36 protein-coding genes and 8 pseudogenes are annotated in these 26,581 nt (G+C 55.0%); all 44 read right to left on the bottom strand.

Features of this window, described 5'->3' with window-relative positions:
- A pseudogene (locus tag ACGCCZ_RS07425) lies at nucleotides 1-617 on the bottom strand (hypothetical protein); the annotation flags it as partial.
- Nucleotides 566-781, bottom strand: coding sequence for a hypothetical protein (locus ACGCCZ_RS07420; protein ID WP_411655691.1), 216 nt, complete (start codon nucleotides 779-781; stop codon nucleotides 566-568). The gene ACGCCZ_RS07420 and the pseudogene ACGCCZ_RS07425, both read right to left, overlap by 52 nt.
- A 25-nt stretch (nucleotides 782-806) precedes the next feature.
- Complete coding sequence (locus ACGCCZ_RS07415) at nucleotides 807-986, bottom strand: hypothetical protein (protein WP_411655690.1); 180 nt, start codon at nucleotides 984-986, stop codon at nucleotides 807-809.
- Between the two features lie 150 nt (nucleotides 987-1,136).
- Entirely contained in the window at nucleotides 1,137-2,003 is an 867-nt protein-coding gene (locus ACGCCZ_RS07410; RefSeq protein ID WP_425117356.1) for a CbrC family protein, read from the bottom strand.
- Nucleotides 2,004-2,018: 15 nt separating this feature from the next.
- On the bottom strand, nucleotides 2,019-7,637 hold the full coding sequence (locus ACGCCZ_RS07405; protein WP_411655689.1) for an immunity protein Imm33 domain-containing protein: 5,619 nt from the start codon (nucleotides 7,635-7,637) through the stop codon (nucleotides 2,019-2,021).
- Nucleotides 7,638-7,652: 15 nt separating this feature from the next.
- Nucleotides 7,653-7,769, bottom strand: a complete 117-nt coding sequence (locus ACGCCZ_RS07400; protein ID WP_330395892.1) for a DUF6547 family protein — start codon at nucleotides 7,767-7,769, stop codon at nucleotides 7,653-7,655.
- Nucleotides 7,770-7,846: 77 nt separating this feature from the next.
- Nucleotides 7,847-7,996 (bottom strand): DUF6547 family protein, encoded by a 150-nt coding sequence (locus ACGCCZ_RS07395; RefSeq protein ID WP_411655688.1) that lies wholly within the window; start codon nucleotides 7,994-7,996, stop codon nucleotides 7,847-7,849.
- Nucleotides 7,997-8,037: 41 nt separating this feature from the next.
- Nucleotides 8,038-8,229, bottom strand: a complete 192-nt coding sequence (locus tag ACGCCZ_RS07390) for a hypothetical protein (protein WP_054323114.1) — start codon at nucleotides 8,227-8,229, stop codon at nucleotides 8,038-8,040.
- 40 nt (nucleotides 8,230-8,269) lie between these two features.
- Nucleotides 8,270-8,374 (bottom strand): annotated as a pseudogene (locus ACGCCZ_RS07385) (DUF6881 domain-containing protein); the annotation flags it as partial.
- A 1-nt stretch (nucleotide 8,375) separates the two neighbouring features.
- The gene (locus tag ACGCCZ_RS07380; protein ID WP_054323113.1) at nucleotides 8,376-8,588 is read right to left on the bottom strand and encodes a hypothetical protein; all 213 of its coding nucleotides are present in this window, start codon (nucleotides 8,586-8,588) and stop codon (nucleotides 8,376-8,378) included.
- A pseudogene (locus ACGCCZ_RS07375) lies at nucleotides 8,585-9,029 on the bottom strand (Imm51 family immunity protein). The gene ACGCCZ_RS07380 and the pseudogene ACGCCZ_RS07375 overlap by 4 nt, the downstream one beginning before the upstream one ends.
- The gene (locus ACGCCZ_RS07370) at nucleotides 9,026-9,361 is read right to left on the bottom strand and encodes a hypothetical protein (RefSeq protein ID WP_054323111.1); all 336 of its coding nucleotides are present in this window, start codon (nucleotides 9,359-9,361) and stop codon (nucleotides 9,026-9,028) included. Before ACGCCZ_RS07370 ends, ACGCCZ_RS07375 begins: the two are co-directional and overlap by 4 nt.
- On the bottom strand, nucleotides 9,325-9,609 hold the full coding sequence (locus ACGCCZ_RS07365; protein WP_054323110.1) for a hypothetical protein: 285 nt from the start codon (nucleotides 9,607-9,609) through the stop codon (nucleotides 9,325-9,327). The genes ACGCCZ_RS07370 and ACGCCZ_RS07365 overlap by 37 nt, the downstream gene beginning before the upstream one ends.
- 15 nt (nucleotides 9,610-9,624) lie before the next feature.
- Entirely contained in the window at nucleotides 9,625-10,101 is a 477-nt protein-coding gene (locus tag ACGCCZ_RS07360; RefSeq protein ID WP_411655687.1) for a C-GCAxxG-C-C family protein, read from the bottom strand.
- Nucleotides 10,071-10,760: an NADAR family protein gene (locus ACGCCZ_RS07355; RefSeq protein WP_411655686.1), complete on the bottom strand. Its 690-nt coding sequence runs from the start codon at nucleotides 10,758-10,760 to the stop codon at nucleotides 10,071-10,073. Before ACGCCZ_RS07355 ends, ACGCCZ_RS07360 begins: the two co-directional genes overlap by 31 nt.
- A 148-nt stretch (nucleotides 10,761-10,908) precedes the next feature.
- Nucleotides 10,909-11,496, bottom strand: a pseudogene (locus ACGCCZ_RS07350) (DKNYY domain-containing protein); the annotation flags it as partial.
- A 15-nt stretch (nucleotides 11,497-11,511) separates the two neighbouring features.
- Nucleotides 11,512-11,643: a hypothetical protein gene (locus ACGCCZ_RS07345; protein ID WP_256366514.1), complete on the bottom strand. Its 132-nt coding sequence runs from the start codon at nucleotides 11,641-11,643 to the stop codon at nucleotides 11,512-11,514.
- 10 nt (nucleotides 11,644-11,653) lie between these two features.
- Nucleotides 11,654-11,899, bottom strand: coding sequence for a hypothetical protein (locus ACGCCZ_RS07340; RefSeq protein ID WP_175055198.1), 246 nt, complete (start codon nucleotides 11,897-11,899; stop codon nucleotides 11,654-11,656).
- 12 nt (nucleotides 11,900-11,911) lie between these two features.
- Nucleotides 11,912-13,393, bottom strand: coding sequence for a hypothetical protein (locus tag ACGCCZ_RS07335; protein WP_054323107.1), 1,482 nt, complete (start codon nucleotides 13,391-13,393; stop codon nucleotides 11,912-11,914).
- Between the two features lie 18 nt (nucleotides 13,394-13,411).
- Nucleotides 13,412-13,645 carry a hypothetical protein gene (locus ACGCCZ_RS07330; RefSeq protein ID WP_054323106.1) on the bottom strand — a complete coding sequence of 78 codons (234 nt, stop codon included), beginning with the start codon at nucleotides 13,643-13,645 and terminating at the stop codon, nucleotides 13,412-13,414.
- Between the two features lie 10 nt (nucleotides 13,646-13,655).
- Nucleotides 13,656-13,856 (bottom strand): annotated as a pseudogene (locus ACGCCZ_RS07325) (DUF4241 domain-containing protein); the annotation flags it as partial.
- Between the two features lie 5 nt (nucleotides 13,857-13,861).
- Nucleotides 13,862-14,188, bottom strand: a complete 327-nt coding sequence (locus ACGCCZ_RS07320) for a DUF5713 family protein (RefSeq protein WP_054323104.1) — start codon at nucleotides 14,186-14,188, stop codon at nucleotides 13,862-13,864.
- Nucleotides 14,175-14,462 (bottom strand): hypothetical protein, encoded by a 288-nt coding sequence (locus ACGCCZ_RS07315; RefSeq protein ID WP_054323103.1) that lies wholly within the window; start codon nucleotides 14,460-14,462, stop codon nucleotides 14,175-14,177. The genes ACGCCZ_RS07320 and ACGCCZ_RS07315 overlap by 14 nt, the downstream gene beginning before the upstream one ends.
- 12 nt (nucleotides 14,463-14,474) lie before the next feature.
- Nucleotides 14,475-15,020, bottom strand: coding sequence for a hypothetical protein (locus ACGCCZ_RS07310; protein WP_054323102.1), 546 nt, complete (start codon nucleotides 15,018-15,020; stop codon nucleotides 14,475-14,477).
- 17 nt (nucleotides 15,021-15,037) lie between these two features.
- Nucleotides 15,038-15,775 carry a DKNYY domain-containing protein gene (locus ACGCCZ_RS07305; protein WP_411655685.1) on the bottom strand — a complete coding sequence of 246 codons (738 nt, stop codon included), beginning with the start codon at nucleotides 15,773-15,775 and terminating at the stop codon, nucleotides 15,038-15,040.
- Nucleotides 15,776-15,787: 12 nt separating this feature from the next.
- Complete coding sequence (locus tag ACGCCZ_RS07300; protein WP_411655684.1) at nucleotides 15,788-16,636, bottom strand: YwqG family protein; 849 nt, start codon at nucleotides 16,634-16,636, stop codon at nucleotides 15,788-15,790.
- Between the two features lie 23 nt (nucleotides 16,637-16,659).
- A complete protein-coding gene (locus ACGCCZ_RS07295) occupies nucleotides 16,660-17,214 on the bottom strand; it encodes an SUKH-3 domain-containing protein (RefSeq protein ID WP_054323176.1) in 555 nt (184 codons plus the stop codon).
- Nucleotides 17,215-17,225: 11 nt separating this feature from the next.
- Nucleotides 17,226-17,771, bottom strand: a complete 546-nt coding sequence (locus ACGCCZ_RS07290) for a hypothetical protein (RefSeq protein WP_411655683.1) — start codon at nucleotides 17,769-17,771, stop codon at nucleotides 17,226-17,228.
- A 20-nt stretch (nucleotides 17,772-17,791) separates the two neighbouring features.
- On the bottom strand, nucleotides 17,792-18,133 hold the full coding sequence (locus ACGCCZ_RS07285; protein WP_411655682.1) for a hypothetical protein: 342 nt from the start codon (nucleotides 18,131-18,133) through the stop codon (nucleotides 17,792-17,794).
- Nucleotides 18,134-18,141: 8 nt separating this feature from the next.
- Entirely contained in the window at nucleotides 18,142-18,339 is a 198-nt protein-coding gene (locus tag ACGCCZ_RS07280) for a hypothetical protein (protein ID WP_411655681.1), read from the bottom strand.
- 110 nt (nucleotides 18,340-18,449) lie between these two features.
- Nucleotides 18,450-19,046, bottom strand: coding sequence for a hypothetical protein (locus tag ACGCCZ_RS07275; protein WP_411655680.1), 597 nt, complete (start codon nucleotides 19,044-19,046; stop codon nucleotides 18,450-18,452).
- A 145-nt stretch (nucleotides 19,047-19,191) separates the two neighbouring features.
- Nucleotides 19,192-19,395 (bottom strand): hypothetical protein, encoded by a 204-nt coding sequence (locus tag ACGCCZ_RS07270; RefSeq protein ID WP_411655679.1) that lies wholly within the window; start codon nucleotides 19,393-19,395, stop codon nucleotides 19,192-19,194.
- Nucleotides 19,385-19,888, bottom strand: a complete 504-nt coding sequence (locus tag ACGCCZ_RS07265; protein WP_054323097.1) for a DUF2004 domain-containing protein — start codon at nucleotides 19,886-19,888, stop codon at nucleotides 19,385-19,387. Before ACGCCZ_RS07265 ends, ACGCCZ_RS07270 begins: the two co-directional genes overlap by 11 nt.
- A gap of 12 nt (nucleotides 19,889-19,900) precedes the next feature.
- Nucleotides 19,901-20,113 carry a hypothetical protein gene (locus ACGCCZ_RS07260; protein ID WP_411655678.1) on the bottom strand — a complete coding sequence of 71 codons (213 nt, stop codon included), beginning with the start codon at nucleotides 20,111-20,113 and terminating at the stop codon, nucleotides 19,901-19,903.
- A 160-nt stretch (nucleotides 20,114-20,273) separates the two neighbouring features.
- The gene (locus ACGCCZ_RS07255) at nucleotides 20,274-21,113 is read right to left on the bottom strand and encodes a DUF2262 domain-containing protein (RefSeq protein ID WP_054323096.1); all 840 of its coding nucleotides are present in this window, start codon (nucleotides 21,111-21,113) and stop codon (nucleotides 20,274-20,276) included.
- Nucleotides 21,106-21,720, bottom strand: coding sequence for a hypothetical protein (locus tag ACGCCZ_RS07250; protein WP_411655677.1), 615 nt, complete (start codon nucleotides 21,718-21,720; stop codon nucleotides 21,106-21,108). Before ACGCCZ_RS07250 ends, ACGCCZ_RS07255 begins: the two co-directional genes overlap by 8 nt.
- 13 nt (nucleotides 21,721-21,733) lie before the next feature.
- A pseudogene (locus ACGCCZ_RS07245) lies at nucleotides 21,734-22,352 on the bottom strand (hypothetical protein).
- Between the two features lie 11 nt (nucleotides 22,353-22,363).
- Nucleotides 22,364-23,444 (bottom strand): annotated as a pseudogene (locus ACGCCZ_RS07240) (ankyrin repeat domain-containing protein).
- Between the two features lie 7 nt (nucleotides 23,445-23,451).
- Entirely contained in the window at nucleotides 23,452-23,643 is a 192-nt protein-coding gene (locus tag ACGCCZ_RS07235; RefSeq protein WP_411655676.1) for a hypothetical protein, read from the bottom strand.
- 169 nt (nucleotides 23,644-23,812) lie between these two features.
- On the bottom strand, nucleotides 23,813-24,961 hold the full coding sequence (locus ACGCCZ_RS07230; RefSeq protein ID WP_054323091.1) for a hypothetical protein: 1,149 nt from the start codon (nucleotides 24,959-24,961) through the stop codon (nucleotides 23,813-23,815).
- A gap of 319 nt (nucleotides 24,962-25,280) precedes the next feature.
- Nucleotides 25,281-25,442 (bottom strand): hypothetical protein, encoded by a 162-nt coding sequence (locus ACGCCZ_RS07225; RefSeq protein ID WP_411655675.1) that lies wholly within the window; start codon nucleotides 25,440-25,442, stop codon nucleotides 25,281-25,283.
- Between the two features lie 143 nt (nucleotides 25,443-25,585).
- The gene (locus tag ACGCCZ_RS07220; protein WP_411655674.1) at nucleotides 25,586-25,957 is read right to left on the bottom strand and encodes a hypothetical protein; all 372 of its coding nucleotides are present in this window, start codon (nucleotides 25,955-25,957) and stop codon (nucleotides 25,586-25,588) included.
- A complete protein-coding gene (locus ACGCCZ_RS07215; RefSeq protein WP_411655673.1) occupies nucleotides 25,954-26,166 on the bottom strand; it encodes a hypothetical protein in 213 nt (70 codons plus the stop codon). The genes ACGCCZ_RS07220 and ACGCCZ_RS07215 overlap by 4 nt, the downstream gene beginning before the upstream one ends.
- A 166-nt stretch (nucleotides 26,167-26,332) precedes the next feature.
- A pseudogene (locus ACGCCZ_RS07210) lies at nucleotides 26,333-26,581 on the bottom strand (hypothetical protein); the annotation flags it as partial.

The following is a 26,581-nucleotide window of genomic DNA, read 5'->3' as shown; positions in this document are numbered from 1 at the left end:
GTTCTTGTTGGCAAAGGGCGTAATCTCATGGGTACGGAAGAGAACTGCTGGAGAAGATAGCTGTTGTTCAGCAGCAGGGTATCATTGGGGCAGAGAATCTGCTCATAAGTCATTCTCTTGGCGCCCAGCGAAACCGTTTCGAGGGGTTCCCCGTTGCCATCGAAGTGATAGAGGATCTCCTGCCTCAAAATCGCCGGCCACCCTCGTAAGGAAGAAGTCATCCCGCGTGAGGGCAGTAGCCAGTGGCATGAAGCCGTTGCTGTCCTTTCCGACAAACCGGTGGCACCGTGCTTCTCCGCAACGGCGGCGTCCAGATTCTGATAGACAAATCCTTTCCGCATTTGGCCCATCATGGCGCTGGCCGCCTTGCTTTTGACCTGAAAGGCGGAGACGCACAGGATCTCCTTGACCTTCCCGCCATTCAAGCAGGTTCGGATGGTTTGATCATCTATTTCAATTCGCCACTGTTTGTTCGTGGCGGGGTTGATAAAGGTTTTTTCGATCATGGCTTTGACTGTTCCTCCCTTCGGATCAGGATGCTCTTTCCCTCGGCGTTGATGCCGTATCAGGTCGTCCAGATGGATGTGGAATCCATCCTCACGAATGGTTTCCGCCATACCCAAAACGGCTTTCGCCAGCAGGAGCAGCCCGGCTGGTTGCCCGTCAGCTCTAACTCATTACTGCTATCATGGATGGTGAAGGTGAGATGAGCAACCGGTTCCGCTGGGAGGATAGGCAACTGTTCATCATTCAGTTGAATGGTCAGTGTTTTGGTTTTCATCGCTTGTATCTCACCTGTTCTCCAGTCATTGTTCCGAACTCAGTCGAAATCTCCGCATAATTCTCAGCAGTACCTCAGCTTCCCGGATCTCCTCATTGAGCAGGTCGTCATAGTTCTGCTTCAGCTGCTCCGCATGGTCGGAGATCCAGCCGAACTGTTCCTGTGCCTGGACATATTGCTGATGGACAAGCCAGTATTCACCCAAAAGGCAGTGGGCTTGGGCTTTGCTGACGGTATCCTCATCCTGGCAGGCAAGCAGCCGCCAACAGGCTTTCCAGAGCTTTTTCTTCCAGTCCTCTTGCTAATTGTATTTCTGCTTTTTGAAGATATAACTGTGCGGTCATAGGAAAACTCCTCAATCAAAATCCATCCAGACCAGGTGCCTTCCGCAGTGGAGGCACTGGAACAGATAGCATTGCAGATGCCCGCCATTGACAGATTCCTGAATCATTTTCTTCTGCTCATCGTCCCACATGGGATCGTTCAGTACCTCCTCCAACACACCCAGTGCCCGCAGCTCTCTGGCCCCTACATAGCCCAGAAAGGCGCAGTAGCTCGCCGCAGTGGGCGCGCCAGTATTCCTGCTGCCAGCCGGAGTAGCCGGGGGTGCGGTGGAGGAGCTCATCCAGTTTCTCCCGGATTCGTCTACACCGTCGTCCACGGAGTAATCGTCCTGAAAGCTGCCGCCATACTTCCGGGCCGCCTCACCGCTGGCGATACACACCGGGCACAGATACGCAATTTCCTCCACAGAAAAGAATGGACTGGTATAGAAAATATGAGTTGTCTTGCCGCAGCAGTAGCAGACAACGCCCTCCTCGGACTGCTTAAAAGCGCCGGTATCCAGAGGGTCCGGGTGATATCGGAAGGCGGGCAGGCCCAGCTGGACCCGCCGCTCCTTCTCGCGCTGCTTTTCCTCCGGCGTTTTGGGTTTGGGGAGGGCGTAGTGGTTGCCCAAGTTTTCCGCATAGTCCTTCAGTGTGCCCAGCCGCTTGAGGGCCTTTTTATCGGAGCGATCTCCGATTTGGCAGAGAAGCTCGTAGGCATCCTTCTTAAAGTCTAGCAGATCATACACATCCACCAGCACTTCCTTGGCCTGCTTATCCTCATTCTGCTCCAGTTTCTCCTTGAAGTCGTAGAGGGCGCGGACACTGTTCGAATTTCCTTCCGTTTCTTGAAACTGCTTTTTCAGTTCGATATATCTCTTCAAATATTCATTCATCTGCGCAGCCTCCCATCAATCCCACCAGAGATACCAAACAGTGGACTGCCGCAGCACGTCGGCCAGAGCGCCCACGGTGGCATCCTCCGGCCCCTGGTCGATCACATCAGGGCAGAAGCCGTACAATTCCACCGCCGCATCCATGGCCTTCTCTTCGGGAACAGGAGCCGGGAGCAGGAACTCCAACTCATCATGGCTCATGGCGGCAGGCACCGCGCCGTACCGCTCGAACCAGTATTTTGCCGCCGCCATCAGCTCCTCCGTGCCGGGGCACTCGTTCCAGTTTCCGAAGGGCAGGTATGCGAAGATCTCCCAGGGGTTCTTCACCGGGATCTTGGCCAGGATGAGGGGATAGGTCATCTCAGTATCATCATCCCAGTAGCTGGAGAAGCGGTCATTGTCATCGCCGCCCTCCATCTCGCCCAGGATCTCCTCCACCCAGTCCATATCGTCATCCTCGGCTTCTTCCTTGCGCTGACCGATCAGTTCCCCCAGGACTGCCTTCCCGTCCCAGATGGGGGCGGACAACATCTTCTTCCGGTGTTCCGCCACCTTGTCCGGGTCAAAGGTATAGTCGTCCGCGCCGTCATTGTCCGGATCGGAATTCATAATAAGGCATTCCCACAGGACTTCGTCATCTGCCTTGATGAGCACCGGCACAAAGCCTTCCTGGGCGCTGTCCCGCTTGGCATAGCTGTAAGCTGCCATGATGGGGTCATCGTCCTTCATAGAGGGGAAATAGGTGCATTCACAGTCCAGATACTCCATCATGGCCTTGGCCAGATCTGAAGGCTCCAGCGTGTCCTCGTCAAAATCCTGTCCTTGCCAGTTGATAAAGCGTTCTTCGATCACCTCTGCCATGGCCTGATAGTAGTCCTCGTCAAAGGGGATGAATAGGTATGCCTCGTCCTGGATCTCGTCGGAGTAATTGCGCTCCTGCCCAATGACACCAATGGCGTAATCGTCGATGTCGCTGGGGAAATAGGGGCTGTCCGCCTCCCCATAGTAGTAGGAGGCAAAGGCTCGTCCGATCTTGTTGAACATCGGGCCGACCAGTTGCCCATCCAGCTCATCTCGGATAAACTCCCGCAGGTCCACGCTGGCAGGATCAGCCTTGACCTTTTCTACTACCTCTCCGTACTCCGCAAGGAAATCTTCGCCCATCAGGTCATGCTCCATGCACCAACGCAGGTAAATGGTCAAGTGGTTATAGGCGTTGAGCTCATCCACCGGCAGGTTCTTTTCCTGAATAGTTTCCAGGTGCCAATCGGCATCGTCCATTTCCATAACGCCGTCGTCCTCAACGCTGCCGATCGTGCCCATGGTAATGGCGTTGGGACGGGTATTGTATGTAACAAAGCTAATGCCGTCCATTTTGTCCAGCAAGGCGTCTGCGTCATGGGCCATCTTATATTCCAATTCGTCCCGGTAGAGGGGAATCACCTGATAGAAGTTGACCTCCTCGCCGCCCGGCAGTACGCAGACCTCACTGCCGTCCTCCGTATCCTGGGGGCCGGTCAGAATGGCAGCGCAGAGCTTTGTGCCTTTTGCAAAGTCTTCCTCATTGTCCATAGTATGGCCAAAGCCAAGCCAGGTATCGCTGACAATGGGCAGACGGGCCAGAACCTTCAGCAGGCGGATGGGCCAGTACCACCGCTCGTTCTTCAGATCCTCATACTTCAGCTTCCAGTCCTTCGGCAGAGCGATGGCCAGCTCCGCCCGCTCCAGTTTGTATTCCGCCAGTTCCTCCGGTACATTCATCCGGTGAGCACCCATGCCCATGGTGACCAGGGTATAGTAGTCGTGCTCCTTGGAGGGCGGCACCACGCAGATGTCCACATGGATGTCCGGAGATGACAACTCATGGAACACATTCTCGAACTTGCCGAAATACTGCTGGATGTGCCTCTCGATGGCCTCCATGTCCTCCTCGGTATAGACCTCTGGAACGCCTGATTCCTCATCCTGGGGTTCTTCGCCGTCTGAGTCATCCTCGCCGTCATCGTCTGGGTCGCCGTTCGATGACTCCCAGGAGATCTTTAGGGTCATCTGTTCCTCCGGCAGGCCGACGCCGGGGCTGCGGGTAATGGCGTGCTTATCATCTGCCGAGAAGCCGATGGTCTCTCCGTCGTGGAGTTCCACATCATTCTCCAGCACATAGGACGCCAGGCTGGCCAAAAAGTCCCGCAGGTCGTTGGGGTCTGCGCCGGTGCCCAGAACCTCCATCTCCTCCTTACCGAACGCATCCATGCCATAGGTGTAGCCGTTCAAGCCGTTCTTATTCCGCCAGAGGCCGAACCAGATCCAGTTAAAGGTGGGAAGCTCATCTTCCTTCATCATGTCGGCAAAGCCCTCATAGAAGCGGGGCCCAAACACCACGCCGCTGGTATAGATGCCAGTGGCGTATTGCTGCCGGCAGCAGGCGGCCACCAGTTTGGTATAGAGTTTGCCCTTTTCCAACAGATCTTCTTCCTTGCCCAGTACCGCCACCAGGATATGGGCGCGGTGCTCCTTGGCAACCTTGACCGCATCTTCCCACATATAGTTGTTTTCCGCGTTGGTTTCGGCCTCGCCGCCAGGGATGGGGTAGGAGGCCAAGCTGACGGCGGCGAGCATGTCGCCCACCTCGAACACCAGGGCGTCGTCGCTCTTGTCCTCGCTCGCGTCGTATTCCTCCACAACGATGTCCCATTTTTCTTTCATGTCCCGGATGAACTGCTGTTTGTCCCATTCTCCCTTGGACAGGAGGACAAAGCCAGAAAAAACGCCCGTGTGGTCTGCCTCATTTTCGTCCTCATCCGCCGCCCCGGCGCGCTTGACAATCTCTTCCTGGCACTCCCGGATCACTCCCTGGGCATCTTCATTCTCCGGGTCCAGTTCCGCCCACCGCTGGGCATAGGGGACGGCTTTCTCCTCCTGTTCATAGAGATACTGATAGGCATACGCCATCCGCATATTCCACTCCGCCTTGTCCTGGCCCTCCTCCCGGACGGACTCCAGCACCTCGATGGCACGCCGCAGGGCCTTTTCTCCTTTGTAATAGGGGGTCCCCTCCTGATGGTCGCCCAGGATGGCGTAGTTCTCCAGTGCCCGTCCCAGGGCGTAGGAGGTGCGGTAGTTTCGCCAGTCCTCCGGGATGGCGTTCAATGCCTGAATGCAGCGGGTGTACTCGTCCTCGTCGTTCCACTGCTCCAGCTGTTGGAAGAATTCTTCCTCGTTCTGCGGGGTGTAGGGGATGTAATCCATACCCGTCTGCGTCTCCTCCAGCTCGTTGGCCTGCTCCTCGTCGTCCGACTCCTCCTCGGGCAGATTTTTCAGAGCCACCGTGCCCGCCTCCCGGCGGAAGGTGTGGAAGTTGGCCCAGGGGATGCCGCTGTCCTCGAAGAACTCCTTGGCAATTCTGAGCGCCGCCCGGATGTCCCAGGCGATGAAGTCCACATAGCCATAGAAGAGGCCGGTGGCCCCGCCGGTGAGGGTGAGCACCTCCGGGCCGTCCCCGGCGGTGAGGGCCTCCTCCAGCTGGTCCCGAAAGTCGAAAATCTTCTGGGTCCCTTCCTCCTCCCGAAGGGTGTCCAGGGGATAGCAGAAGAAGCCTGCCACCGCGCCGTCCGCCTGCAACTCGTCCGTGAAGTCGTTGTCCGCGTTCAGATAGCCGTTGATCAGCTGGGCACAGCAGGTGGAGCCCGCCATAGTATCCAGCCGCCAGTCGGCGTCCGGGTCCTCGTTGGGTTCCAGCTTATAACCGAGATAACTCGCCAGATAGCTCTCCGGGCCGGTGGACAGGTCCAGACCCTTTTCCCGCAACTTGTCTGGTAGCTGGGACATGGGGATGGACGGCTCTGCCTTGGGTTCCTCCAGCACATCAAAACTGTCTATGTACTGCATATGCGGGATCTCGCCCAGCACCTGGTCGGTGAGGGTGGTGAGCATCCACCAGGCCCGGCCCTCCCCCTCCCGGAGCATGGGCAGCAGCTTTTCACAGTAGGCGGAGATGGCAAAGCTGTTTTCACCCTGCTCCTCCAGCCAGATCCGCACATCCTCCCCGGAGATGTCCCATCCATCGTCGGTCCGCAGACCGATGTTCTGGAAGGGCTGACGGCCCACCAGGATGTTCCAGTGCTCCAGCACCTCCTTTGGAGCGTGTTTCTGGAAGTAAACCAGCTCGAACAGCTTGACCTTGTCGCCCTCCGGGGTGAGGATCAGTTCATATTTTTCGCCATTGAAACCCATCTCGAAGGAAATTTCGTCAAATGCCTGGTTCAAAATCTCCTCACACTGATGGATCAGTTCCTTGCCTCGCTCGTTGTCCTCATCCGCGTCCATGATCTGGCGCAGCTGGCCCTCCTGCTCGGCGAAATCCTCCCACGCAGATTCCGTCCGCTCCCGGAAGCACTCACGAAACTGCGGCAGGGCAATGCCTTTCTTGCACGAATCAATCAATTCTTTGGTATCCTCGTCATCGGGGCGGGCTTCCAGCGCCTTTTCAAAGTATCGCACGGCGCGGCCCTCCTGATCCAGATGGTAATAGGAATAGCCCATGCGGAGGTTCCAGAAATGGTCACCCGCAAAGTATTCCTCGTGGGGCTCCAGCAGAGCGATGGCCTTTTTGAGTACATCCCGATTGGAGCGGATTGCCCCCCAGTTGTTATAGGCTCGGGCCAGTTCGCTGTCCATTTCAGGGGTGCGCTCCTCGGCGGGAATGGCCTCCAGCGCATCAATGATTTTCTGGTACTTGTCCTCCTCATGCCATTTCTGGCACTGTTCCAAAATGTCCATATCCGGTTCCTCCTCGTCCTGTTCCGGCTTCCAGTCTTTGATCTGCTGAAACACGCCATTCTCATCCCGCTCGAAGGCGCAGGGGGCGGGTGTATGCAGCAGCGAAATGATGTCGGGATCGTCGTTGCAGATGGAGTTGAGATTGTAAAGCCCGGCGTTGTTGGGGTCGTCCATGTACTCGTCGCTCTCGACAGCGGCGGTAAAGCGCCAGCCGCTGTCCCAGTCGCCGTCCGGTTCTTCCCGGTAGCAGTATCCCACCTTGCAGCCCTCCACCGTGATGCGGTTGGTGGCGATGCAGCCTTCGGCCCCTTCCCAGTCGGGGAGCAGATCCTTCATGTTTTCCGCCTTCACATGGTAGTCCCGATTGCGGCCGGCAGACTTGTACAGCTCCTTTCGCAGCGCCTCCACATCCCGGGCCATCTCCTCGATCTCCTCGTCGCCCATCATTTCATGGAGGTCATAGGGCAGGGGATCTTGGGCGAAATCCGCCAGGGCCTTGTCCATGGCATCGTGTTCCTCCGCCGTGGCGGTGACGCGGATGCGGCGGGAGGGCGTGCTATACTCGTCCAAATCATGGAGATTCACACTGCCGCTGACGCTGCACTCCAGCAGAATGGCGGCCAGATCGGTGATCACATCAATGGCGAAGTGGAAGTCCATCTCCACGCCATTGGAGTGAGTGAATTCCAGATATTCCACGGTCTGGTGAAAGTCCCAGTTTTGTTTATCCAGTCCAATCTTGGCAAAGATCTCGCTGAGGGAAATTTCCTCTTTCTTCTGGTCTTCCAAAAACGCCACAAGATTCAAACTGTCATCGGAACCTCCAATAAAGTTGCCCCAGTATTTTTTGATATACATTTGTCACGACTCCTTTTATTCCGGCCACTCAACACCGTCACAACAGCTGATGAAGTCATAGTGCAGGCTCTCAAAATAATTGTTGGGATAGGATTCACCGTCCTGATGAAGCTCCAGCCCCTCCAGATCCATTGTCTCATTGATATACGCAAGGGTATCGTGAATACCCGCAATATGTTTGTCCTGAGCAGCTCCGCCAGCACTTCTTTCTACTCCGGCGTCAGTGCTGCGAGAAGTTCGTTTTTGGCCTTATTGTCACCCGTCTGGGGGAAACCATCGCCCCTCATCCACCGGGCGGTCATACTGCCTTTCCGTTCCACAAGGCCGTCGATAAACGCTTTATACAGTTCCTTGCTCATATTCTTTTCTCCATTCACTTGATTTTGCGCGAAAGGTTTACTTACAGGTTGCTTTCCACAACCATAACGCCGGTGTGGGTCAACGCGGTTTCAATCCACCCCAGAATGGAGAGGAGGAAGGCTGATTCCTCTGCTGTCATACCCGTCAAGCTGCCCCGGACAAGGCGCATCCAGCGTTCCCAGTCCTCTTTCCCAATCCAGTTGTCAAAACAGAAATCAAATTCCTCATGCACATCTCCATTGATGGGGGGCTTTGACGGGAAAAATCTGCCCCAGCGTGGGGATCAGCAGCCGCTCGTTTTCTGTATCCACTTCATAGAGGATGAGCGGCGGTTCTCCCTCCGGCGCGTCCTCCCAAAAGAGCTTGATGTACTCCATCTCAATACTTCTTCCTCACAACGCGGCGGGCCGCTTCGAGGATGGCTGGATAGTCGGCTTGGAATGGTTCCGCCAGTTCCTTGTCCAGCTGCGCCTGAATGTGCCAGAATACCTGCCGTTCCGCCATGTCCTGGAAGATGCCCTCAGCATCCTCCAGCCGGCGGAGCAGGTCGCACAGCACCAGCAGTTCGTCGCGAGACAATGTAAAGTTCACGGTTTTTCCTTCCCATGTGCCATATCCAGATAAGCCCGCATCGATTTTTCATCGGCACAGGCCGCCCAGATCATCTTGGACAGCATCATCAAGTCGTCGATAAATTGGGAGTACACGCAGAACACATCTTTGTCGGAGTCGAAGTGAAACAGATCCCGACCGCTGTTGTTTTCCTCGAACTCCTGGATCACGCCACGGACCAGCCGCTCCCAGTCCCCACTACTTCCGGCCAGCCCCAACCGGCAGAATTCTTCTGCCCGGAATCCGTCACTGATCTTCAGCAGAAGGGAGATCGCATAGGGGTGGTGGGGAATGAGAAAGAATGGCGCGATCTGCTCCGGCTTCACCCAAATTTTGAAAGGCGGGCGCGGGTCAGGTATCCAGGGGCAGGATCTCCCATTCGTTATCCCGCCGATTTCCGTATTGGCATAGTTTTTTCATGGCTTCACCTCCTGTTCCAGTCTCTTTCTACATTTCTCAATGTGGGCCTGCTTGGTGGCCATGATCTCCCGCACCGCTTCCATCTTCATCCGCAGCAGGAGTGCGATCTTCTCAACGAGCATCCCGTCCGCAGCCAGCATGCAGAGGATCTCCTTCTGTGCGGAGGCTTTGCCAGCTGCAAAACCGGCGTCATAGTCATGAGACAGCAGGGCAAAGAACTGCTCCGGTGTCAGGGCGGAGATCAGTTCCTGCTCTCCGTGATAGATACTGTTGCGAAGCGTTTCTAATTCATCTGCTAAGAGTTTTGGGGCAACTTGCTCTCTTTTTTCCAAGCGGCCTGAATGAGCGCTTTCAGTTCCTCTTTGTTGTACCAGAACTCCTCGCCAGCGTCCATCGCCATCAAGGTCAAAATCAGTTCCCGGTCTTCCTCGGTAAATCCAAGGCGTTCTTCCTCATCTTTTGGCATGTTGGCATAGTTATCAAAGGCAAAGGCGGCCGCGGCCTCACGGTCTCTTGTTTCTGCAACGGACAGAAGAACACGATAGAAGGCATCTCGATTTTCATATCTGTCCCGCTGCATAAAGATCCCCTCTTTTCATGAACCGATCTGTCCCGCATTTGCCGGGCGAAAGATGCTGCGGCCCGCCAGCAGCTCCTCCAGCTTCTTAGCCAGCGCCTCCACAATGGCGTGGCAGGGGTTTTCATAGCCCACGATTTCCAACCTTTGTAGCTCAACGCAGTGGAGTGTTTCGTAGAAGCCCAGCACAAAGCTCGTCAATTCGGCAATCATCTGGTAGCCATCCGTATTGTCCACATCTGTCTGCCCCTCTTTGGCGGTCATCAGACCGATGATCCCTACCGCCACGGTGAAGGCGCCGCAGCAGGACTGCTCCGTCTGCATCCCAAGGCCCATGACGGAGAACATCTTCCGGGTCTCCTCGGACAAGTTCAGATGGTAATATTCATTGCAGGCCATGAACATCGCCTCGGCGCAGGTCAGTTCCGTGCCGATGTGATAGTGGTTGACCAGTTCATAGAGCTTCATTGTCCCCATACCATACTCCAATCGCACAGCATTTCATTCTCAGTCACCCGGCGCAGCTCGTCCCGTACCTCCATCAGCGCAAAGCCCAGCAGGTTTTGTCCCCGCCACTTCATCGGGTCCTGGGCCTCGGGGGAGCTGGCCGAGAGCCGGATGCCCCAGATGCTGTCATAGGGGCTGGCCTCCACCAGCACACCGTCCCCGGTGGAGAGGAGGAACTCCCGCAGATCACGGTTCTGGCTGAATTTGCACCAGTTTCCGTTGAGCACAATGGCGTATTTGAACCTGTCCCACACCTTCTGGTCAAAGCCCCGCACCTTACGGCCCAGGGTCTTGATCTGCTGAGGGTCGCTGCACGCCAGGATCTCCTTGCGGATCTCCTGATCGCCAAACAGCTCCGCCTTGCCCGCCATCGTATACTGCTCTATACAGAGATAGGAGTCGGCGATGGAATAGAAATCCTCCATCCACCACTGGCTGAGGCAGCTTTTTGTAATGCTGCCATCCTGGACAGGCTGATGGTCCCAGAACAGGCACAGTTCTCGCTTTCTCCCAGCGGCAAACTCCTGCTGGAGCCACTGCCAGGTGTACTTGGGCCTGCCCTCCGGCTGCCACGTATCCACCCAGAAGTTGCTATGCTCCAGCACTTCGCCGCTGTCCTCATTATCCCACCAGCCTTTCCAGGTCACCGGCTCAGGAAAGAGGGAGCGGTATTCCGTCCGCTCCTCAGATGAGAGGGTGTCCAGCCAATGGAGTACCGCTCGATCTCCCGATGTGCCAGCCAGGGGGAGGCATCATTTTCTTATCTTGTAGTGCCATAGGGTTTGTCCTTTCCTGTCAGAGCTGCTTCTGGTTCCATTCATCTTCCGTCACTCGCTTGTTCTGGATATAGAAGTGCTTGGCATCCCTTGAGAGCGCCTTTTGCGCGTCTACGATGTGCCAGGATTGCAGGTCGACTCCCTGCAGCAGATAACCGTTCCAGAAGATGGACTTGGCATCCCATGCGAAATAGCCGTCATTCTTGGAAACGAAGGTAGCAGGGCCAGCCTTTTTCAAGACCTTAATCTTACCGGCGAAATTCTCATAGTATACGGTTTTGCTGTCTTTGGCATATCCATAGGGAATCTGCACCCGGACGGGCCGCAGTGTACCATCGATCATGGTCTGGATTCTTTCAATCAGTCCCACTCCATCATCACAAACAACGAAGGAGCCGATGTCCTCCGGCTCAAACCGGCCGCCGGTTGTCCAGACACTTTGATGGTCCTTGGTGTAGCAGTTGTTGAGCACCGTGAAAGAGGCATGATCCACATTCCGCAGCTTTGTATTTTGGAGAAAGCAGTACTTGCCGTCCTTGGCAAATCGTCCATTGAACCATACAAAATGCTCTACATCCCCGGACACCTCGGAAAACCGCCAGTAGACCTTTTTCCCGTCCGTCTAATAGCACAGGATCTCCTGCGTGTCCTCAACATAGAACAGCGGATTGTTGTCGATGTCAGGCAAAGTCCGATAGTCCACATCGATATACTTTGGCGGCTTGGGGAGCAGGCTTGTGATAGGCTCCTTCATGGTGTTCACCTCATTTGATGTCACTCAGTTCTTTTTTCACATCCAGTGGAGCGCCGTCCAGCGATGTGATTTGTGCCAACTCTGTTTCAGATAGATTTTTCAGAAAAATGCAGTATTCATCTGGGTATCCGCCCACAAACGCCATTTTTGGCATTCCGATTTGCTTAGGATCAGTGATCCACAGGCAGGGCTCTCCCGTCCCCAAAAACCGTGTCAGGGTAAGAACTTGGCCATTGTAAAGAACTCTTTGTTCCATTCTCACCCCTCCTCAAAAATCGCGAAGTTCTTCAAACTTTTCCAACAGAACATCCTTCTGGAGCGTGTTTTCTGGCAGGGCATCCAAAATCCCGCACAGGGCCATGTAGATCTCATCCCGCTCCTCGGTTTCAATAAAGCCCATCTTGTTAAAGGTCTGGGTATAAGCTGCTACCGCCTCCAGCGCCCAGGTCTGGGCGTCCCCGCCTGGCTGATTGGCCAGCTTCATCAGCAAGGCGCGGGTCTTGCGGTATTGGCTGGCCGCTTTTTTCGCGGAGGCAGCGGGGATCTGCTCTGCGCCGTCCCAGCCCCGAAAGGGATTGTCCAGATTTTGTGCCAGCCACTCCGATTTTCGAGGCTTGGTGATCCGCAGGTCCATTCCCGGCTTGCTTTTCCAGAGTTTCTTTGCCGCCTTTGCCGCGTCCTCCAGCAGGCTGGTCATCCAGAACCAGCGAAGCGCCGGCATCTGCTCCGGGGTGGGAATGTCTCCCGCGCCGAAGCCGAACAGGTCATAGGTGGAGAGGTCCGTCAGTTCCCGGAACTGAGTCACCGCAGAGAAGTTTCGCAGGTTTCCCGGCGCGCCCCAGAGCCGCAGCTCCTTCAGGCGGGGATGGGCAGCGGGAAGGCCGGACAGGTCAAAATCCTTCAGCTGGATGCCGTGCAGTCCCCACAGTCCCGGCAGCTCTGGGTGAGGGCGGTATTCTCCAATGAATTGGAGGGTCAGCCTACTGCCATCTCCGGGGGCGTGGATGGTGCAGGCGTCCGGCCCCTTGTTTTGGAACAGGAGCTGTTCCGCTTCCTCGCCCAGCCACAGTTCCCGAAGGCCGGTCATATCCAGCATCAGCTTTCCAATGCTGGTCCCCCGCAGATCAAGTATTTTTTGGCCGTGGTTCAGTAAGGTCAGTTCGTGGATGAAGGGGTTCCCCCGCAAAAACTTCGGCAGATCCGGGTGCCACTGCTCACAAATGAGGTCCGAGAGGCAGGGCAGTACCTCCAATTCCAGCGCCGAGCCAAAAGGGATGTATTGGTCCATCACCCGATGGCTGCACTTCTTCACGATTTGGCCGCCGATGGTCACTTCCTCACGGCTGCCCGCAGCCTCCTTGAAGGCCCGCCGCCGCTCCTCCGGGATGGCCTGCCACATCATCTGGCGGTACACGTCATAGCCGTCGTTCCATCCGCCGTAGGAGGGGCAGGACTCGTCGGTGAAGGGCGGCAGAGTGCCCACCAGCGTGTACTGGGGCGGGACTTCCACCGGCACCCGCAGCAGATGGAGCGCACGGGGCCAGTACATGAAGTCCTTGTAGAGCGGGCGGAGACGAGGCAGTTCCTCTGCCGTCAGAGGGGCGTCGCCTACCCAGTCCAGGGAGAGGATCACCGCCCAGGACTGGCTGCTCACCGTGTCCGGCGGCGCAATGTAGGCCACCTGACAGGCGGTGTAGCGTTCCAGGTAGTTGTTGTAGACCGTATAGACCTCTCCGGCGCTGGCTTTCATGGGTTCACGCTCCTCTCATCAATTCTTCTCCAGATAAAATCCCCATATGCAGTTGGAGAACTCTCCAGCGGCAAAGCGGTAGACCTGCCCATCGATCTCTACCTGCCAGACCTCAAAGATATGGTTCTGGTGATAGATAGGGTCTTGGACTTTTACCTGCCTGCCGGTGGTTTTCCAATCATAGTCAAAGATATTCACCCCGAACAATCTGCATTGACCGTCCGGGCTAAAGGTTTCATATTCCCAAGCCATAATTTCGATCCCTTTTCAGCGACTTGATATACTCGCTTTCGGAGCCGTCCCAATAGCAGTTCACACACCGGCCATTCTGGAAATGGTGGGGACAATTCGGGTAGCCATAGAGAATATGGGCGCATTCCGGGCATAGCCCCAGCATCTGTGAGGAGCCCCTGAAAAACAGACCGCCGCACTCATCACAAACAACCAGTTCTTTTTCTGCCATGGGTTTCACCAGTCTCTTTCCCGGATGGCCTCCTCGGTGTCAATGGGGATGCCAAACCACTCCAGAATGTAGGCCACATCTGCCGCGATGCACTCCCGCGCCACCGTTTCGATCTCACTGTCGTTCTCATCAAATTCCTCCTGGAGATCATTGATGCCGCAGACCGCCTCGTCCAGCGCTTCCTGCACCGCTTCGGTGTCGGTTTCGCCGCTCTTCAGCAGGTCGATGACCTTCTGGAGCTCATCCTTTACCTTGTCCACCAAAAAATCTGGATAGTATTCGTCCTGGTACATCTCGTCCAGCAGTTTATAATCTGGGTCAAAGACTTTCATAGGGCTTGCTCCTTTCTTCGTGCTCGGTTGTGACGCCCAGCTCGATCTCATCGTCGCTATAAATTAAGTAGAGCCCATGAGGGGCTTTTCTATCGAAATGCAGTTCAATGTCTTTATATTTGAGGATCAAAGGTTTCCCACCGCTTCTCATCGTGGAAACGGTATCAGGCTTACCGAAGATCTCTATGACCTCACCCTGCGACATTCCGAATTTCAGCGGTGAAATGTCCTGGGGATTTTGCAATATCTGATTGCGCCAAATACAGAAATCCACTTGCTTCCCTTTCTATTCAAACATCAGGCCGTAGGATTCGGTCAGGCTTCCGTCGTCCTCATGGAAAACACACTGATACAGGGGCTGGCGCTGTGTTGCTTTGCGAAACCGCTCCAGAACAGGGGCCAGCTCCTTGTCCACAGAAATCCCCAAGACATTGGCAACCCGCCGCCAGATGTCCACATCAATATCTTCTAAGTTGATAACGCGCTGCTTCTGCCCATATTCCTCCAATGTTTTGGAATCCAAATACTGCTTTGCGTCACAGCAGTCCTGCCAGCAGATACAGTTTACAAGCAGAGAAAAGAGCTCGTCCATATTCTCTGCCAGACGGCCCGTCTCACCTTCACTGCTGTTATAGCCGATGGAGCCATCCTCCAACAGATGGTATTCCCCGCCGGAGCCATCTCTAGCAAACGCCATGCCGGGCAGGGAAAAGGTGCATCGGCCGTCCGCGTCATCCCGTGGGGATAGCTCATCCAGCAGGAAGAAGTCAAAAAGAGAATCAAATTCATCCGCTAAATCAGGGTCTTCACGCAGTATCTTCAAATAGTCCATAGCTGTTTTTCCTTCCTTTACGGTTGTTGGGTCATCTCGCGCAGCCGTTCCAGCCAAAGCAGTTCCTCTATCCTCTCATCGTTCCGGTAAAAATGGTCTTTGTCACGGGCCAGATGGTCGGAAAGCGGGGGCGCGTTCAGCGGGGTGCATACTGCAAAACTGTCCCGATCAGCCCCCTTGATCTCCCGGTTGAGGTAGTACACCCGCCTAGCGTCCCTGGAATACCAGTGACGAAGCAGTTCCCAGAATGCCAGATCCGCCTTGGGAAGCTGCTTTCCATAGGCATAGATCCGTTTATGATCTCTGGCAAAGAAGGTATCGCCCAAGGAGCAGAATGTGGGAACTTCCGCACCCTTGACGATTTTCACCCTACCGTCCCCATTGTGGAAGTAGATCTGCCGGCTGTCTTTTGCATAGCCCTGGGGCGCGCCCGATTCGTTCCGACCATTGTCTAGCACCTGAAAGGCTGCCAGATCTACATTAGGGATTCTCCCGCTGGTGGTGTAGACTGCCGTTTTGTCCATAGCGTAGGCAAAGTTTAACACCTGAAAAGATGTGGGGTCCGCCCCACGCAGGCGGATACCGCCCAGAAAGCAGGCCGTAGAAGATCTGCCCCAGTAATGCCAACAGCAGAAGTCTTTGGGCGCAACACCTTTGAGCAGGTCGTTTTCATACAGGCCGGAGAAATAAACAGCTCCATCCCGAAGGAAGAACTCGTTGTCCACCGGCTCTGTGTTGGTAATAGGGCGCAACATTTTGGTCGCTCCTTAGCAGCACTGGAGAATCAGCCATACACGGTCAAAGCGGCGGGCGGCCAGATCCTCTTTGGTGATGTAGAAATAGATGTGCCCGCAGTCCCCGAACATCAGCTCAAAGTCGCCGCACTCCACGGTATCCAGCTGGAGCAGCAACATCCAGCGGTCAAGAGCGCTCTCCTTTGCCCGTTGGCTGACCTCTTTCGGAATCTTGATCCAGCCGTTGCCCAGATAGTAGCCCTGGGTCACCAGATCACACTCACTGAACATACTGTTCTCGATCACATCGGGCCAGCCCAGCAGCTGGGAACGATCCTCCGGGTCCTCTGGGGCCTTGACGGTCAGCTCATCCCAGGCATTGTTGAAGGCGTCGTCATCCTTCTCGTCCGGGAACACCTCGCTGAAGTCCTGCCAGGAAGGATAGGAGGGTTTTGAATCCAGCTTGATCTTGACCATAGGAAACTTGAAATCTTCCTCCATATCCGCGGGAAAGCTTGCGGCGGACAGCGCGGAACTGTCCTCGAACCAGTAGACGCGGGCGCAGCCCTTATCTTCGGGGTCATAGCCCCAGCACTGGGTGTCCGTCTCATAAAAGAAGGAGAGCAGGCCGTGGTCAGGTAGAAGATGCTCCGCGTCAAACTGGGCCAGCTCCGCACAGTTCAGCTGAGCCAGGAAGGTGAGGGGGCGGTCCTTCACCACATGGTCGTAGCTCTCGCCCTCATAGGTGGGCCAAATGAAGTCCGGCGGCACATCCGGTTTCCCGCCGAAACGGGTGGCGCCCAGCTTATATGTTTCTTTTCTGGCGATTTTCAGCTGAATGCTATTTTTGCCCAACGACTCCAATTTTTCTTTCATGCTCATGGCGGTTCCTCCTTGTTGCGTTCTCACAGCTTTCCATCCAGTGCCTCCACGGTTTTCATGGCGGCGGAATTAAATTTGCACTGCCGCAGATCCCGTTCGATCAGGGCAAACACATCGGGAAAGCATTCAATTTCGTCCTGGTACTCATATTTTGCGTACAGTTTCCCATACTCCGAAATCCAGACCTCTGCCGGGTAGTAGTAGCCGATATGACCAATGGGCTGGCACTTCTGGCCGGCAGCCTGTTCGACCTCTGCCAGCTCGCATCCGGACATATCCCGGAAATAGGCGTCCTCCAAATGGTTTTTGATCCCGTTGACCAGGTAAGGGAACAGAGCGAACTGAAAGTCAGCCGCCCAGTTTAGTTTTTTCTGCTCCAAGTACCACTCACAGCACAGGCCGAAATACTTGCGGTAAAACCGCTGGGTGGCTTTCATCATAGGGACGCCGTGGGTAGCGTAATACTGCTCCGCAATGGAGATGTCCACTTTTCGTCCTTCCCGCCATCCGGCGTATTCCATCAGCTGCCTGACCTTGCTTTTGAGATCGCCGGAGATGGGGATGCGTTCTTTTGTCATAGCAACCTCCATTATTGCTCAAGCGGGTAATACCAATCCTCCGGGCCGTTGTAACTGACCTCAAATGCATCTGCATCCACTTTCAGTTCTGATTTGGCTGTTCGATAAGCTACAGCGGCGACCTGTTTCAGAATCGGGGTGGCCTCCTCCCAGTAGAAGGATGACGCCTCATCTTCCAACTCGGAATCTTCGTCCTCCTGTTCCTCCTCGAAATCCAAAGGGAAGGATTCATTTTGAATCTCTGCGTAGAATGGAAGTTCAAAATCCGCAGGATTGGTAATCCGAATTTCTCCAGTAGGGGCGTACATCTCAGCCATACCCGGATTGCCAGCCTGTAAATACTTCTGATACTGTTCTGCTTCCTTTTTGAGATACCGCTCTGAGGAGGCTCGGCTGTCAAAGTGGACGGCGCTCACCCCGGAGGTGAAGTCCGTTGTCAGGCTCATGGTGAACACTTCGTAATCCGGATGTTCCGCTTTCAGCTTTTTTATAGCGGCATTCACAAGGGACAGCATTTCAAACTGGTAAAGGATCGGATTGAAATTCGTATCCATCATCGCGCTCTCCAATCATTCTATCAAAGTTCATTTGGATACCCGATTTTATCCAGACCCATCTTGATTTCCTCCCAGTCGCTGCGCTTGGGGTTCAGCGCGGCGGCCAGTTCCTTTGTCACCGGCGCCCCGTCCGCGAGCTGGCGCACAGCTTCCAAGGGCAGGTCGGCGGGATAAAACCATTTCCCGTACTCCACATAGGTCTGGGGATCGCCGTCAATCATGGGGAGCAGGTCTTTGGAAGCGTCCTTGCCGTCCATGGGATTGCAGCGCCAGGTGACTCCGTCTTCCGTCCAGACGCAGAAGGTACTTTTCATCTTTTTGACTTCCCGGCTGGACATGAGCTTTTGCAGAACAGGGGACATTCCATCTATCAGGTCTTCAATTCGTGGGAGTTTTTTCCCCAGTCGTAGAGTTCGGAATCCACGCCATTGATGACGCAGCCTTCCGGTGCAAACATAACAATCATACTCTGATCGCTGCCATCGGTGGCAAAGAAAGCCTCCTTGCCTTTTCGCCATGCAGGATTGTAGGTATAGCGGCGGATGAAGCTCCATTCCTCCTCCAGCATGATGATATCCAGGGCCGCAAGCCCTTTGCAGAAGGTTTTTCAGGCGTTCCGCATTGGGCAAATTGGATAAATCTTTTGTGGAAAGCATCGTGTGATCCACCTGTCTTTCGTTACCACAGCCGGTCGATTTGTGTATATACCTTACTGGGTTCTCTGTCCATAAAACTGGTCAATGCGTTGGTGGGGGCTGCAGGCAGGAGCACATTCAAAATATCCAGCGCATAATACCAGATCCCGGTATCCCAGTCCCGGAACCGCCCATTGCAGATGGCCCGCCCATAATCGCCGGGGGACAAATCCAGTGCCAACTCAAGGAGCGGGAGCTTCTGCCCGGTCTTATCATAGGTATATCGCTCTGGAATTGCGCCGATGTGCCAGTCATAGCGGTATCGCACCTGGACTCCGCTCTCCCGCTGGGTGAGTTCAAAGGGCTGGAGGCGCATTGTGCTGTCCGCCTTCCACTTTATCAGCCTGCGGCAGTCCTTTTCGATATGAAACCCGTCGGGCCTTTGCACGACAGATGCGAAGTGTATGGGCAGTCCAAAGGGATAATCGGAGAAGAAATTCTTTGGTAGCCGCATGGCTCTGGGGTACTGGTTCCGCTGCACAGCGGCATTTCCGCCCCGGCAGTCTTTATACCATTGCAGACGGACCTGCTGGACCAGAAGCGAGGGCAGATCTTTGGACCAATTGCCATTCTGTTTCATCGCCGCGCCTCCTCTAGCGCCGTTCTACGAACGGTTGGCCTGCTCCAACCGCTCCATCAACAGCGGGATTGCCGTAGCCTGCCAAAAGTCTCCGCTTACCCAGCCAGTGGACATTCCCACATGCGTTTTGGTAAACTGCTTAACATCAGTACTGCTTGCCCGGCGCAGGCAGTTCGCCGGGCAAATCCGCAAAGATGCGGAGGATCTCCTCCCGGAGAACTCTGGGGGAATACGACAGTTCCATTGTCTGATACCGCTCCTTTAGAAGCCGCCACAGAAACGGGTCGCCCCGCAGCCCCCACTGGGTAGGCTCCGGATCGAAAATACAAGCAACAAATTTAGCTTTCATGGGTGATGCAGAAAATCTCCTTATTCAAGTCAAAGTAGACCACCATCAGCTCGTCGGTGATCTCCGGGTTGAAGGAAAGGTCCAGAATAAAAGCCTGCTGCTCGTCCTCGCCATCCACCAAGCTGCCAAAACGCTTGAGCCGCAAAAAGTCCACCATCTCGGCAAAGGACAGCTTGGCCGGGTCGGTTCCCGGAAAGAGCTCTGCCGCGATATCGGCGTCTACTTCGTCCCGGTGGAACTCCATGAAAAATGTCACGATGCCGTGGCAGGGGCTGTCCTCGTCCGCCAGTGCCGCTTTGAGGGCGGCCTTGGCCTTTTCCGCCAATTTCTCCGCCTCGTCCAGCATTTCTCCCACCGCATCCATGGCGGCAGGATTGTCGGTCAGTTCCTCCTCTACATCGAAGAGGAAGGGCAGTCCCGTGTCCTCGGGAAAGGTGAAGATCTCCTCACCGGGCGTGTATGTAAAATCAATGCGTTTGCAATTCAGTTTCATAGATACACCTCCTCATTGGTTTTCCAGATGGGGCAATGGAATTGGCGAATAGACTACCGTATCGCCGTCATGATCCATCTTGAGAATGATAGCAAATTCCGCCGCATTGCTTTCCTGGCCCTTGGGGAGAGGAAAGATCATTGGGGGGCAGCGCAGGGCAGCATGGTTCGTGGTTTCATTCCAATCCTCCATGGCAGCAGATAAAATGGCATCAATGTGTGCCAATACCTGCTCAATGGAACCCGCTGAAATGTTGTAAAAAGCGGGGTTTTTATGATACTGCTCTGTGATGAAGCTTTTATAGGCTTATACCGGCATAAAGCAGAATTCCCAATCAAGGGGATGCAGCCCAAGCCAATACGCATATAGTTTCATAGGCAATCCCTTACCCCTCAATGTAGGCATCTTTGACGCCCTTTTTCATGGAGCCATAGACCACCACCGCATGGTCGGTGAACATCTCATCGCAGTCAAAATAGGCGGTGAAGCTGCCGCCGGAGGTGACGATCAGGTCGATCAGGCTGATTCGCCGGGCAAGTTCTTCCTCTGTGATGGGGTCTGTTTCCGGATTGCGGGGATTTTCCTCATCCTGGGAGAGCCAGTCGTTGGCAAGCCCGGTCAGACTCTTGGCCGCAAACTCCCGCATGGCCTTGTCCCAGGTTTCGCAGTCGGCCAGCAGTTTCTTGGCGGCGCTGCGTGCGCGGGTCCAGGAGGGCTTGCTCTCGGCATTGACCTCCAGAGAAAGATTCACATCTTTTCCGCACCACTGTATCTCGCCCTCAAAGGTATCATAGTCCTTGTTCAGCGTCAGCTCACCCAGCACCTCGTCCTGGACAACCACCGGCTTGTAGTATTCGTCCAGAATGGCTTGAAGCTCCGGGCAGACCTCATGGGCCTTGACCACCTGGGAGATACACCAGGGCCGCACCACCAGACCCTTTGCCCATTCTTCCTTCATCCGGCGGATTTTGAGGCGGCAGATCTGCTCGCTTTGAAAGCGTCCCCAGCCCTTGTCGCTATTGCGTTCCTCATCGGTGACCGGCCAATCCAGCCGCTCCTCTTTGGTGATGACCTTGCCGGTGTCACAGAACACCATGCCCAGTGTCACAACGGTCATTTCCCAAAAGTTGCCTTTCCAGTTATATCCGCCCCCAATGCAGCGATTGATCAGAGCGACCACTTCCTGCTCCTCGGGTTCGTACATCTCATAGAATTCCTCAAACATCGGCGCAACCTCCTTTACAGCCCTTCCAGAACTGCCGCCATCTTGGGGCAAACTCCGGAGAAACTTCCTGCTCCAGTGCGCCCCGGTAAGCCAGCACCGCCTGCCAGGAGTAGTAATAGAAGCTGTAAAACAAGTCCGCGGGGAAGACTTCGTCCTCCTCGTAGCGCATCTCGTCTTCTTCCTCGTCATATTCCTCCGACCACAGATATTCTTCCTTCAGCAAGTCGGAGAACAGAGGCAGCGGGTCGGCGTGTTCCATCCTATCTCCATCGTGGAAGCACTGGAGGATACAGGCAAAGAAGTCCAGCAGCTCCCCGGCAAGGAAATGGGCTACGGGGTTCTGGCCGCTCTCTGTAAGGGCCTTCTCCAGAATCCGGCTCAGGAACACCATGCCGAAAGGGGTGGCGTGCCACAGGGTACTCTGGTGCTCCATATTGGCGGTGAGCTTGTAAAGGGCCTTTTTGACTGCTTTCGGATTTTTCATCTGCTCCAGCACCGCCAGGTGAGCGGGAAAATCCGTCCCCCGGCCATAGGCTGTGGTGAGCCGATGCCACGGGACATCAGCGACCTTGAGATGGGTGATATAGGTTCTATTTTCTTCTGTCATGCCGCTTTCCTCCTTATCCCTCTGTCTGGCTGCGGTATTCCTTCTCCAGCGCGGTGTACCACCGTTTCAGCATGGTTTCCAGACTGGTTTTCCCGTTGCGATCTGAAAAAGCAAGGAATTTGTGCAGCAGTCTGGGAAACAGATATTTGCCCGCTTCTGTCAGGTCCTGGTTGATATAGACCATCCGAAGGATACGGCCCTGCCGGTCCAGAGGATTCTTTTTCAGTAGTTCCTTTTCAAAGCAGAACCGAAGGAACACCACATTCTCATCGTAGAAATCCTCCACTACAGCCGCGCCGATGCTGGTATAGGTGATGTCATACACCAAACGGTTCCAGTCAAATTTCTCGGCATAGAGCAGTTTCAGCGCCTTCTCCCAATGTTCCTCTGGAATCACCAGCATCCTATGTTGGGCGGTGCTGGAGTAGCCGCGGTAGATGGGTCCGGCCGCCCCAGCAGTTCGCTCACACCATTGGCATAGACGAAACACAGCTCCTCATCGAACAGGCCGCCGATAAAGTTGCCGTTGCAGTACAGCATATAGTTCTTGGACTTGGCCGGTGAAAAGAGAGCCGGTATTCCTGCGAATCCAGGCTTTTATGTACCTTGTTCAGAAAGTCTATTGATGTCATGGCCTTGCTCCTTATTCCTCAAACTCACCCTCAACCATCCCATTGAGATAACGACCGGGGTTTGCGAATAAAGTCGTCCCATTTGGCCAGGGGGTGGAATTCCTCGTGCTCGATGTCCAGATACCACAGCTTTTTGTCCCTGGGGCTCCACAGCAGCAAGAAGTCGCTGTAGTTGTCCATCTTCACCATGAGGGAGAGCAGCTTCTTCCGCTTCCAGGTCATTCCCTGCACATCCATGAAGGAGTAGAGCTCCGCCCATTTCACCAGTTCCTGTTCCGGAAATTCCAGCCGCAGGGGACCGGCCTTTAAGTATTCCACCAGCTTGGCAGGCAGCTTGTAAAGCATGAGCTGCCGGACCTTTTCCTGTTCGTTGTGCCAGTCCTCCGGTTCCAGGGCCTTTAGGTAGTCGGCCATCTCCTGGTTCTTCTCCTGAACCGCTACGGTGTAGGGGCGGTCACCATACTTGTCGGCAATGGTGATGTCCGCCCCTTGTTCGACGAGCCAACGCACCATGGGAAAATCGTTGGAGCGGGCGGCCTCGGTGACGGGGGTGGAGGCGTAAGGAAACACCATGTCCGGCTTGTGGTAATTGATGTCCGCCCCTTTTTCCAGAAGCAGCTGGGCGAGCTCGGCGTATCCATCGGACACAGCTGCCCGGAACGCCTCGCCGCCGAACTTAACCACCGTGATCCCGGCCTGCTCCAGTACGGGGATATTCTCCGGGCGCTTGCCCCAGCGAACTTCCTCGAAAGCCCGTCGTTTCTGGTCGGGAGTGAATTTTGTGGCCTGCCCAGCAAAAAGGGATGCCACATCCGGAGCACAGCAGCGAATGGCGGTGAGCAGCAGTGGCTGTTCCACTGCTAGGTCGGGGTCAGCTCCATGTTCCAGAAGGAAGTGGATCATCGGCACATCATTCCGGAAAACCGCGATCTCCAGCGGCATCAGCTTGATATATTCGCTGAGCTGGATGGGAGCATTGAGATTCAACCCGCCTTGGAGCAGTGCCTCCAGCTTGGGAGTGTCATGGTCACAGATGGCGGCCGCCGTTTCCGGGAGGGTCTCCCAACGGCCAATCGTTCCAATTTCATACATAGGACGCCTACTTTCTCCGTTGCTTTACTTTATAGGGAACGGTTCTGCCCAGCACCCGGCCTTTGCCAATGGCATTGGCCCCTTCATAAATCAAGAATTCCACATTGTTTTCCAGCGGGCCATAGTCCACGGTATCCGGGTAGAGGGGTTGGGCATTCCCAAAAGCCGGTTCATCAAACGCACATTCAGTCCCATCCAAGAAGCATACGCCCAGATATTCAGTGGTTCCTGTGGCTACAAGATGGGGACTATACTTTTCGCTGGCCAAGCTGGGGGAGTCTTTCGCTTACCACTCCAGAAGATGACCTCCACATGGAGCACCGCCCGGTTTTCATCTGTCCCGATCATGCCAGTTCCTCCATTCCTGCTTAATCTCCGAATCGCTCGGCAGCATCCTGGTAAACGGTGACGCTCTTTGCCACCTTCTTTTTCTGACCGCGGATGCGGAAGTAGTCCCGCAGAACACGCTTCAATTCTGGGTTCTCCACCTTGCGGGGCAGCAAGCTGATGAACATTTCGTCGTAACTTTCGTACAGAACTCCGCCCCGGTTGTAAGTCTGCCATGTCACAGTGGGCTTGCGGCCCTCCGGGTCTTTTGCCAAATCAAAGAGCCACCGCTCATCCAGATCCACATAACGTTCAAACACGAAACCCATGTCATAGGCTCCATAGCGGTAATCTCCCCAGAAAATCAGAGCGATCATTCCATCGGGGCCAGAGCGTTCAAAGGTCCAGTCGTCCGGATAGCAACGGTAATCCAGCATCCCCAGAGCGGTGAACAAATAGCCCCTCTTCGGCGTGTCCAAAAGCGGAGAATAGGTTTCGTACATCTGTTCCTTGGTCTGGGTGATGATTGCCTTCATAAAGACCGGGATCAGCCAGCTTCCGCCGTAACGTTCATTCAGCTCATCGGCCAATGCTTGCAGCCGCTCATCCGGGTTGCGGATTAGGGAGGCAGTCAGTACTACGGCAGGAATTTTCTCCATTTCCTTCGGCCTCGCGTTGGAAAGCCCAAGCCCTTCTGAAAGCCTCCACGAGATGCAGTTATCGCCGTCATAAAATGGGGCGTGTTTCAGTTGGGCGATCCTTTCTGTGTTTTCCGCCAGAAAACGATACACCTCCAGCATCTTCGGAGAGGCTTTCCCCAACATCAAATAAAAGCAGAAATTCAACTGTTCTACCTGCTTGTCTTCCAGTGGCTTTGTGTCCGCCTCAGAGAGCAACTGGGAGAGGGTCTTGAGGATGACCGGGGCGATCTGCTCCGATACACAGTCAGAGCAGGCATTCGACATGATATGGCTGCCCATCCATTTGCCCTTGACCAGCTTGGCCCAAAGAGGGGCGGCGGGGGCATACTCCAGCTGTGCCAGAGCCTTCTGAGCAGCTGTTTTGCACTTGCCCTTTTCTGTATTCACAAGCTGGAGAAGCAGTTCGCCGTTGGCTTCCTCCTTGCCCAGCTCCAAAATAGCCTGTTCTCGCTTTACGCCCTTCGGGGGCAGTTGCTCCAAAGTCATCATCTGTTTCCTCCTATCCCATAACGGTTATTTCCTTGACAGTCAAATTATCAAAATCCATGGCGATTAGCTGTTCGGCGGCCCCCGGGGTACACATGAACCAGGTGCTCGATGCCCCAGGAATCCATCCTTGTGACGGTAAAAAAGTCGGTTTCAGCGGGAGTCGGATTGTCGCCAGTCAAGATGGTGCGTCGGAGTAGAGGGGTACACCCAGATCCACCTCCCGCTCCGGCAGCCATTTAGCCCGACGGGCAGACGGGGCTCTGCCATTTTTCAGCGTTTTTTCTCTGGGGGTTCTCGAACCATTCCAGCTCCTTGATCTTCAGTCCGGTGAAGGTATCCCATGAGCCGCTGGGCGATCTCCCGGTGGGTCAACAACACCGCAGTTCCAGGAGCCCATTAGCCATGTCTGTATAAAATCGCCCACCTTGCTGCCGGGAGCAGGTAGCCCGTAGACGCTCTCATCCGCCCACATAACTTCCATTTCTGGCACGGATCCGGCCGGGGACAGGACTGCTTGTTGCCATAGCGGTACATGATATTCACATAGCCGAAGTCCTTGCCGGTTCGGTCATGTCCGGCGGCTTCTATTTTATAAGCGGTGATTGACATTGTATTTCCACCTCCTTAGCCAGCACAAATCCACACAGCCCAAGGGAGGCGTCGATGACGAATGACCGGATTTTCTCCCGCTGCCATCCGCTCCCGCAGTTCCTCAATGCTGCAACAGCCAGGAAATCCGTAAGGGATGGTCCTGTCCAGCAGGTCTTTGTACTGCTCAAAAAATCCTTCCACACTAATTTCATCTATTCCAAAGAGGATGTTGTCCTGAATCACATTCTCAAACCAATCGGCCAGCAGGCCGGTGAAGTGAACGGATACTTTCTCTCCGGCCTCGGTCTGGGTATCCATGTACAGGGTATGGGCTTCAAAGTCAGCGCAGTAGCGCAGGACCCTGTTGTCGTGCAGGCCATCAAAAGAGCAAATCAGCGTATTCACAGGGATTCCTCCTCATCCAAGAGCCGCTCCTGCGCTTCTTTGGACAGGTCATTCCACAAAATATCGTATGTGAACTCCCGGATCTCCGGATAACACTCCCGTGCGGTCTTTTCCGCCGTCTGCCGGTCCAAGTAGTGCATCTCCTGGTGGAAAAACCAGTTGAGCTTTTCCATGAGCCGGTAGAGACGGATATGTTCTTCTTGAGTCATGGAACACCTCCTCGGATTGTCGAAGAATGGAATGGCTGTACTCATGCCAGCTCCGCGTCCAAAATCTGGACTTGTTTCCCTTTCTCGTCCACATAGTAAAGCGCAATGTAGTCGATGCCGTCCCGCTTGACCTGCTCCCAGGGCATCCGCTCACCGTTGATCAGTTCTACGGTATCTGCCTCGTCCGGCTCGAAGTCCTCTTTTCGTCCTCATAGTCAATGCTGTAACCCAGCTCCAGCACCAGCTTGGAGGCAGGGACCTCATACCGCTTGAGGGGACGGTGTTCCAGTTTGGCTGGATCGTGTTCATCGCAGAACAGATTGTTATAGCCATGCCGCCCACCATCGAAGATGACGCAACTCCTCGCCGCTCTCCGGGTCACGGGCTGCCACCAGTCCGGGTGCCTCATCACTAT

The organism is Anaeromassilibacillus sp. SJQ-1 (assembly GCF_046693725.1).
Lineage (GTDB): Bacteria > Bacillota > Clostridia > Oscillospirales > Acutalibacteraceae > Anaeromassilibacillus.
The sequence above is the reverse complement of the archived record's forward strand: the minus strand, read 5'-3'. Positions and strand labels throughout refer to the sequence as shown.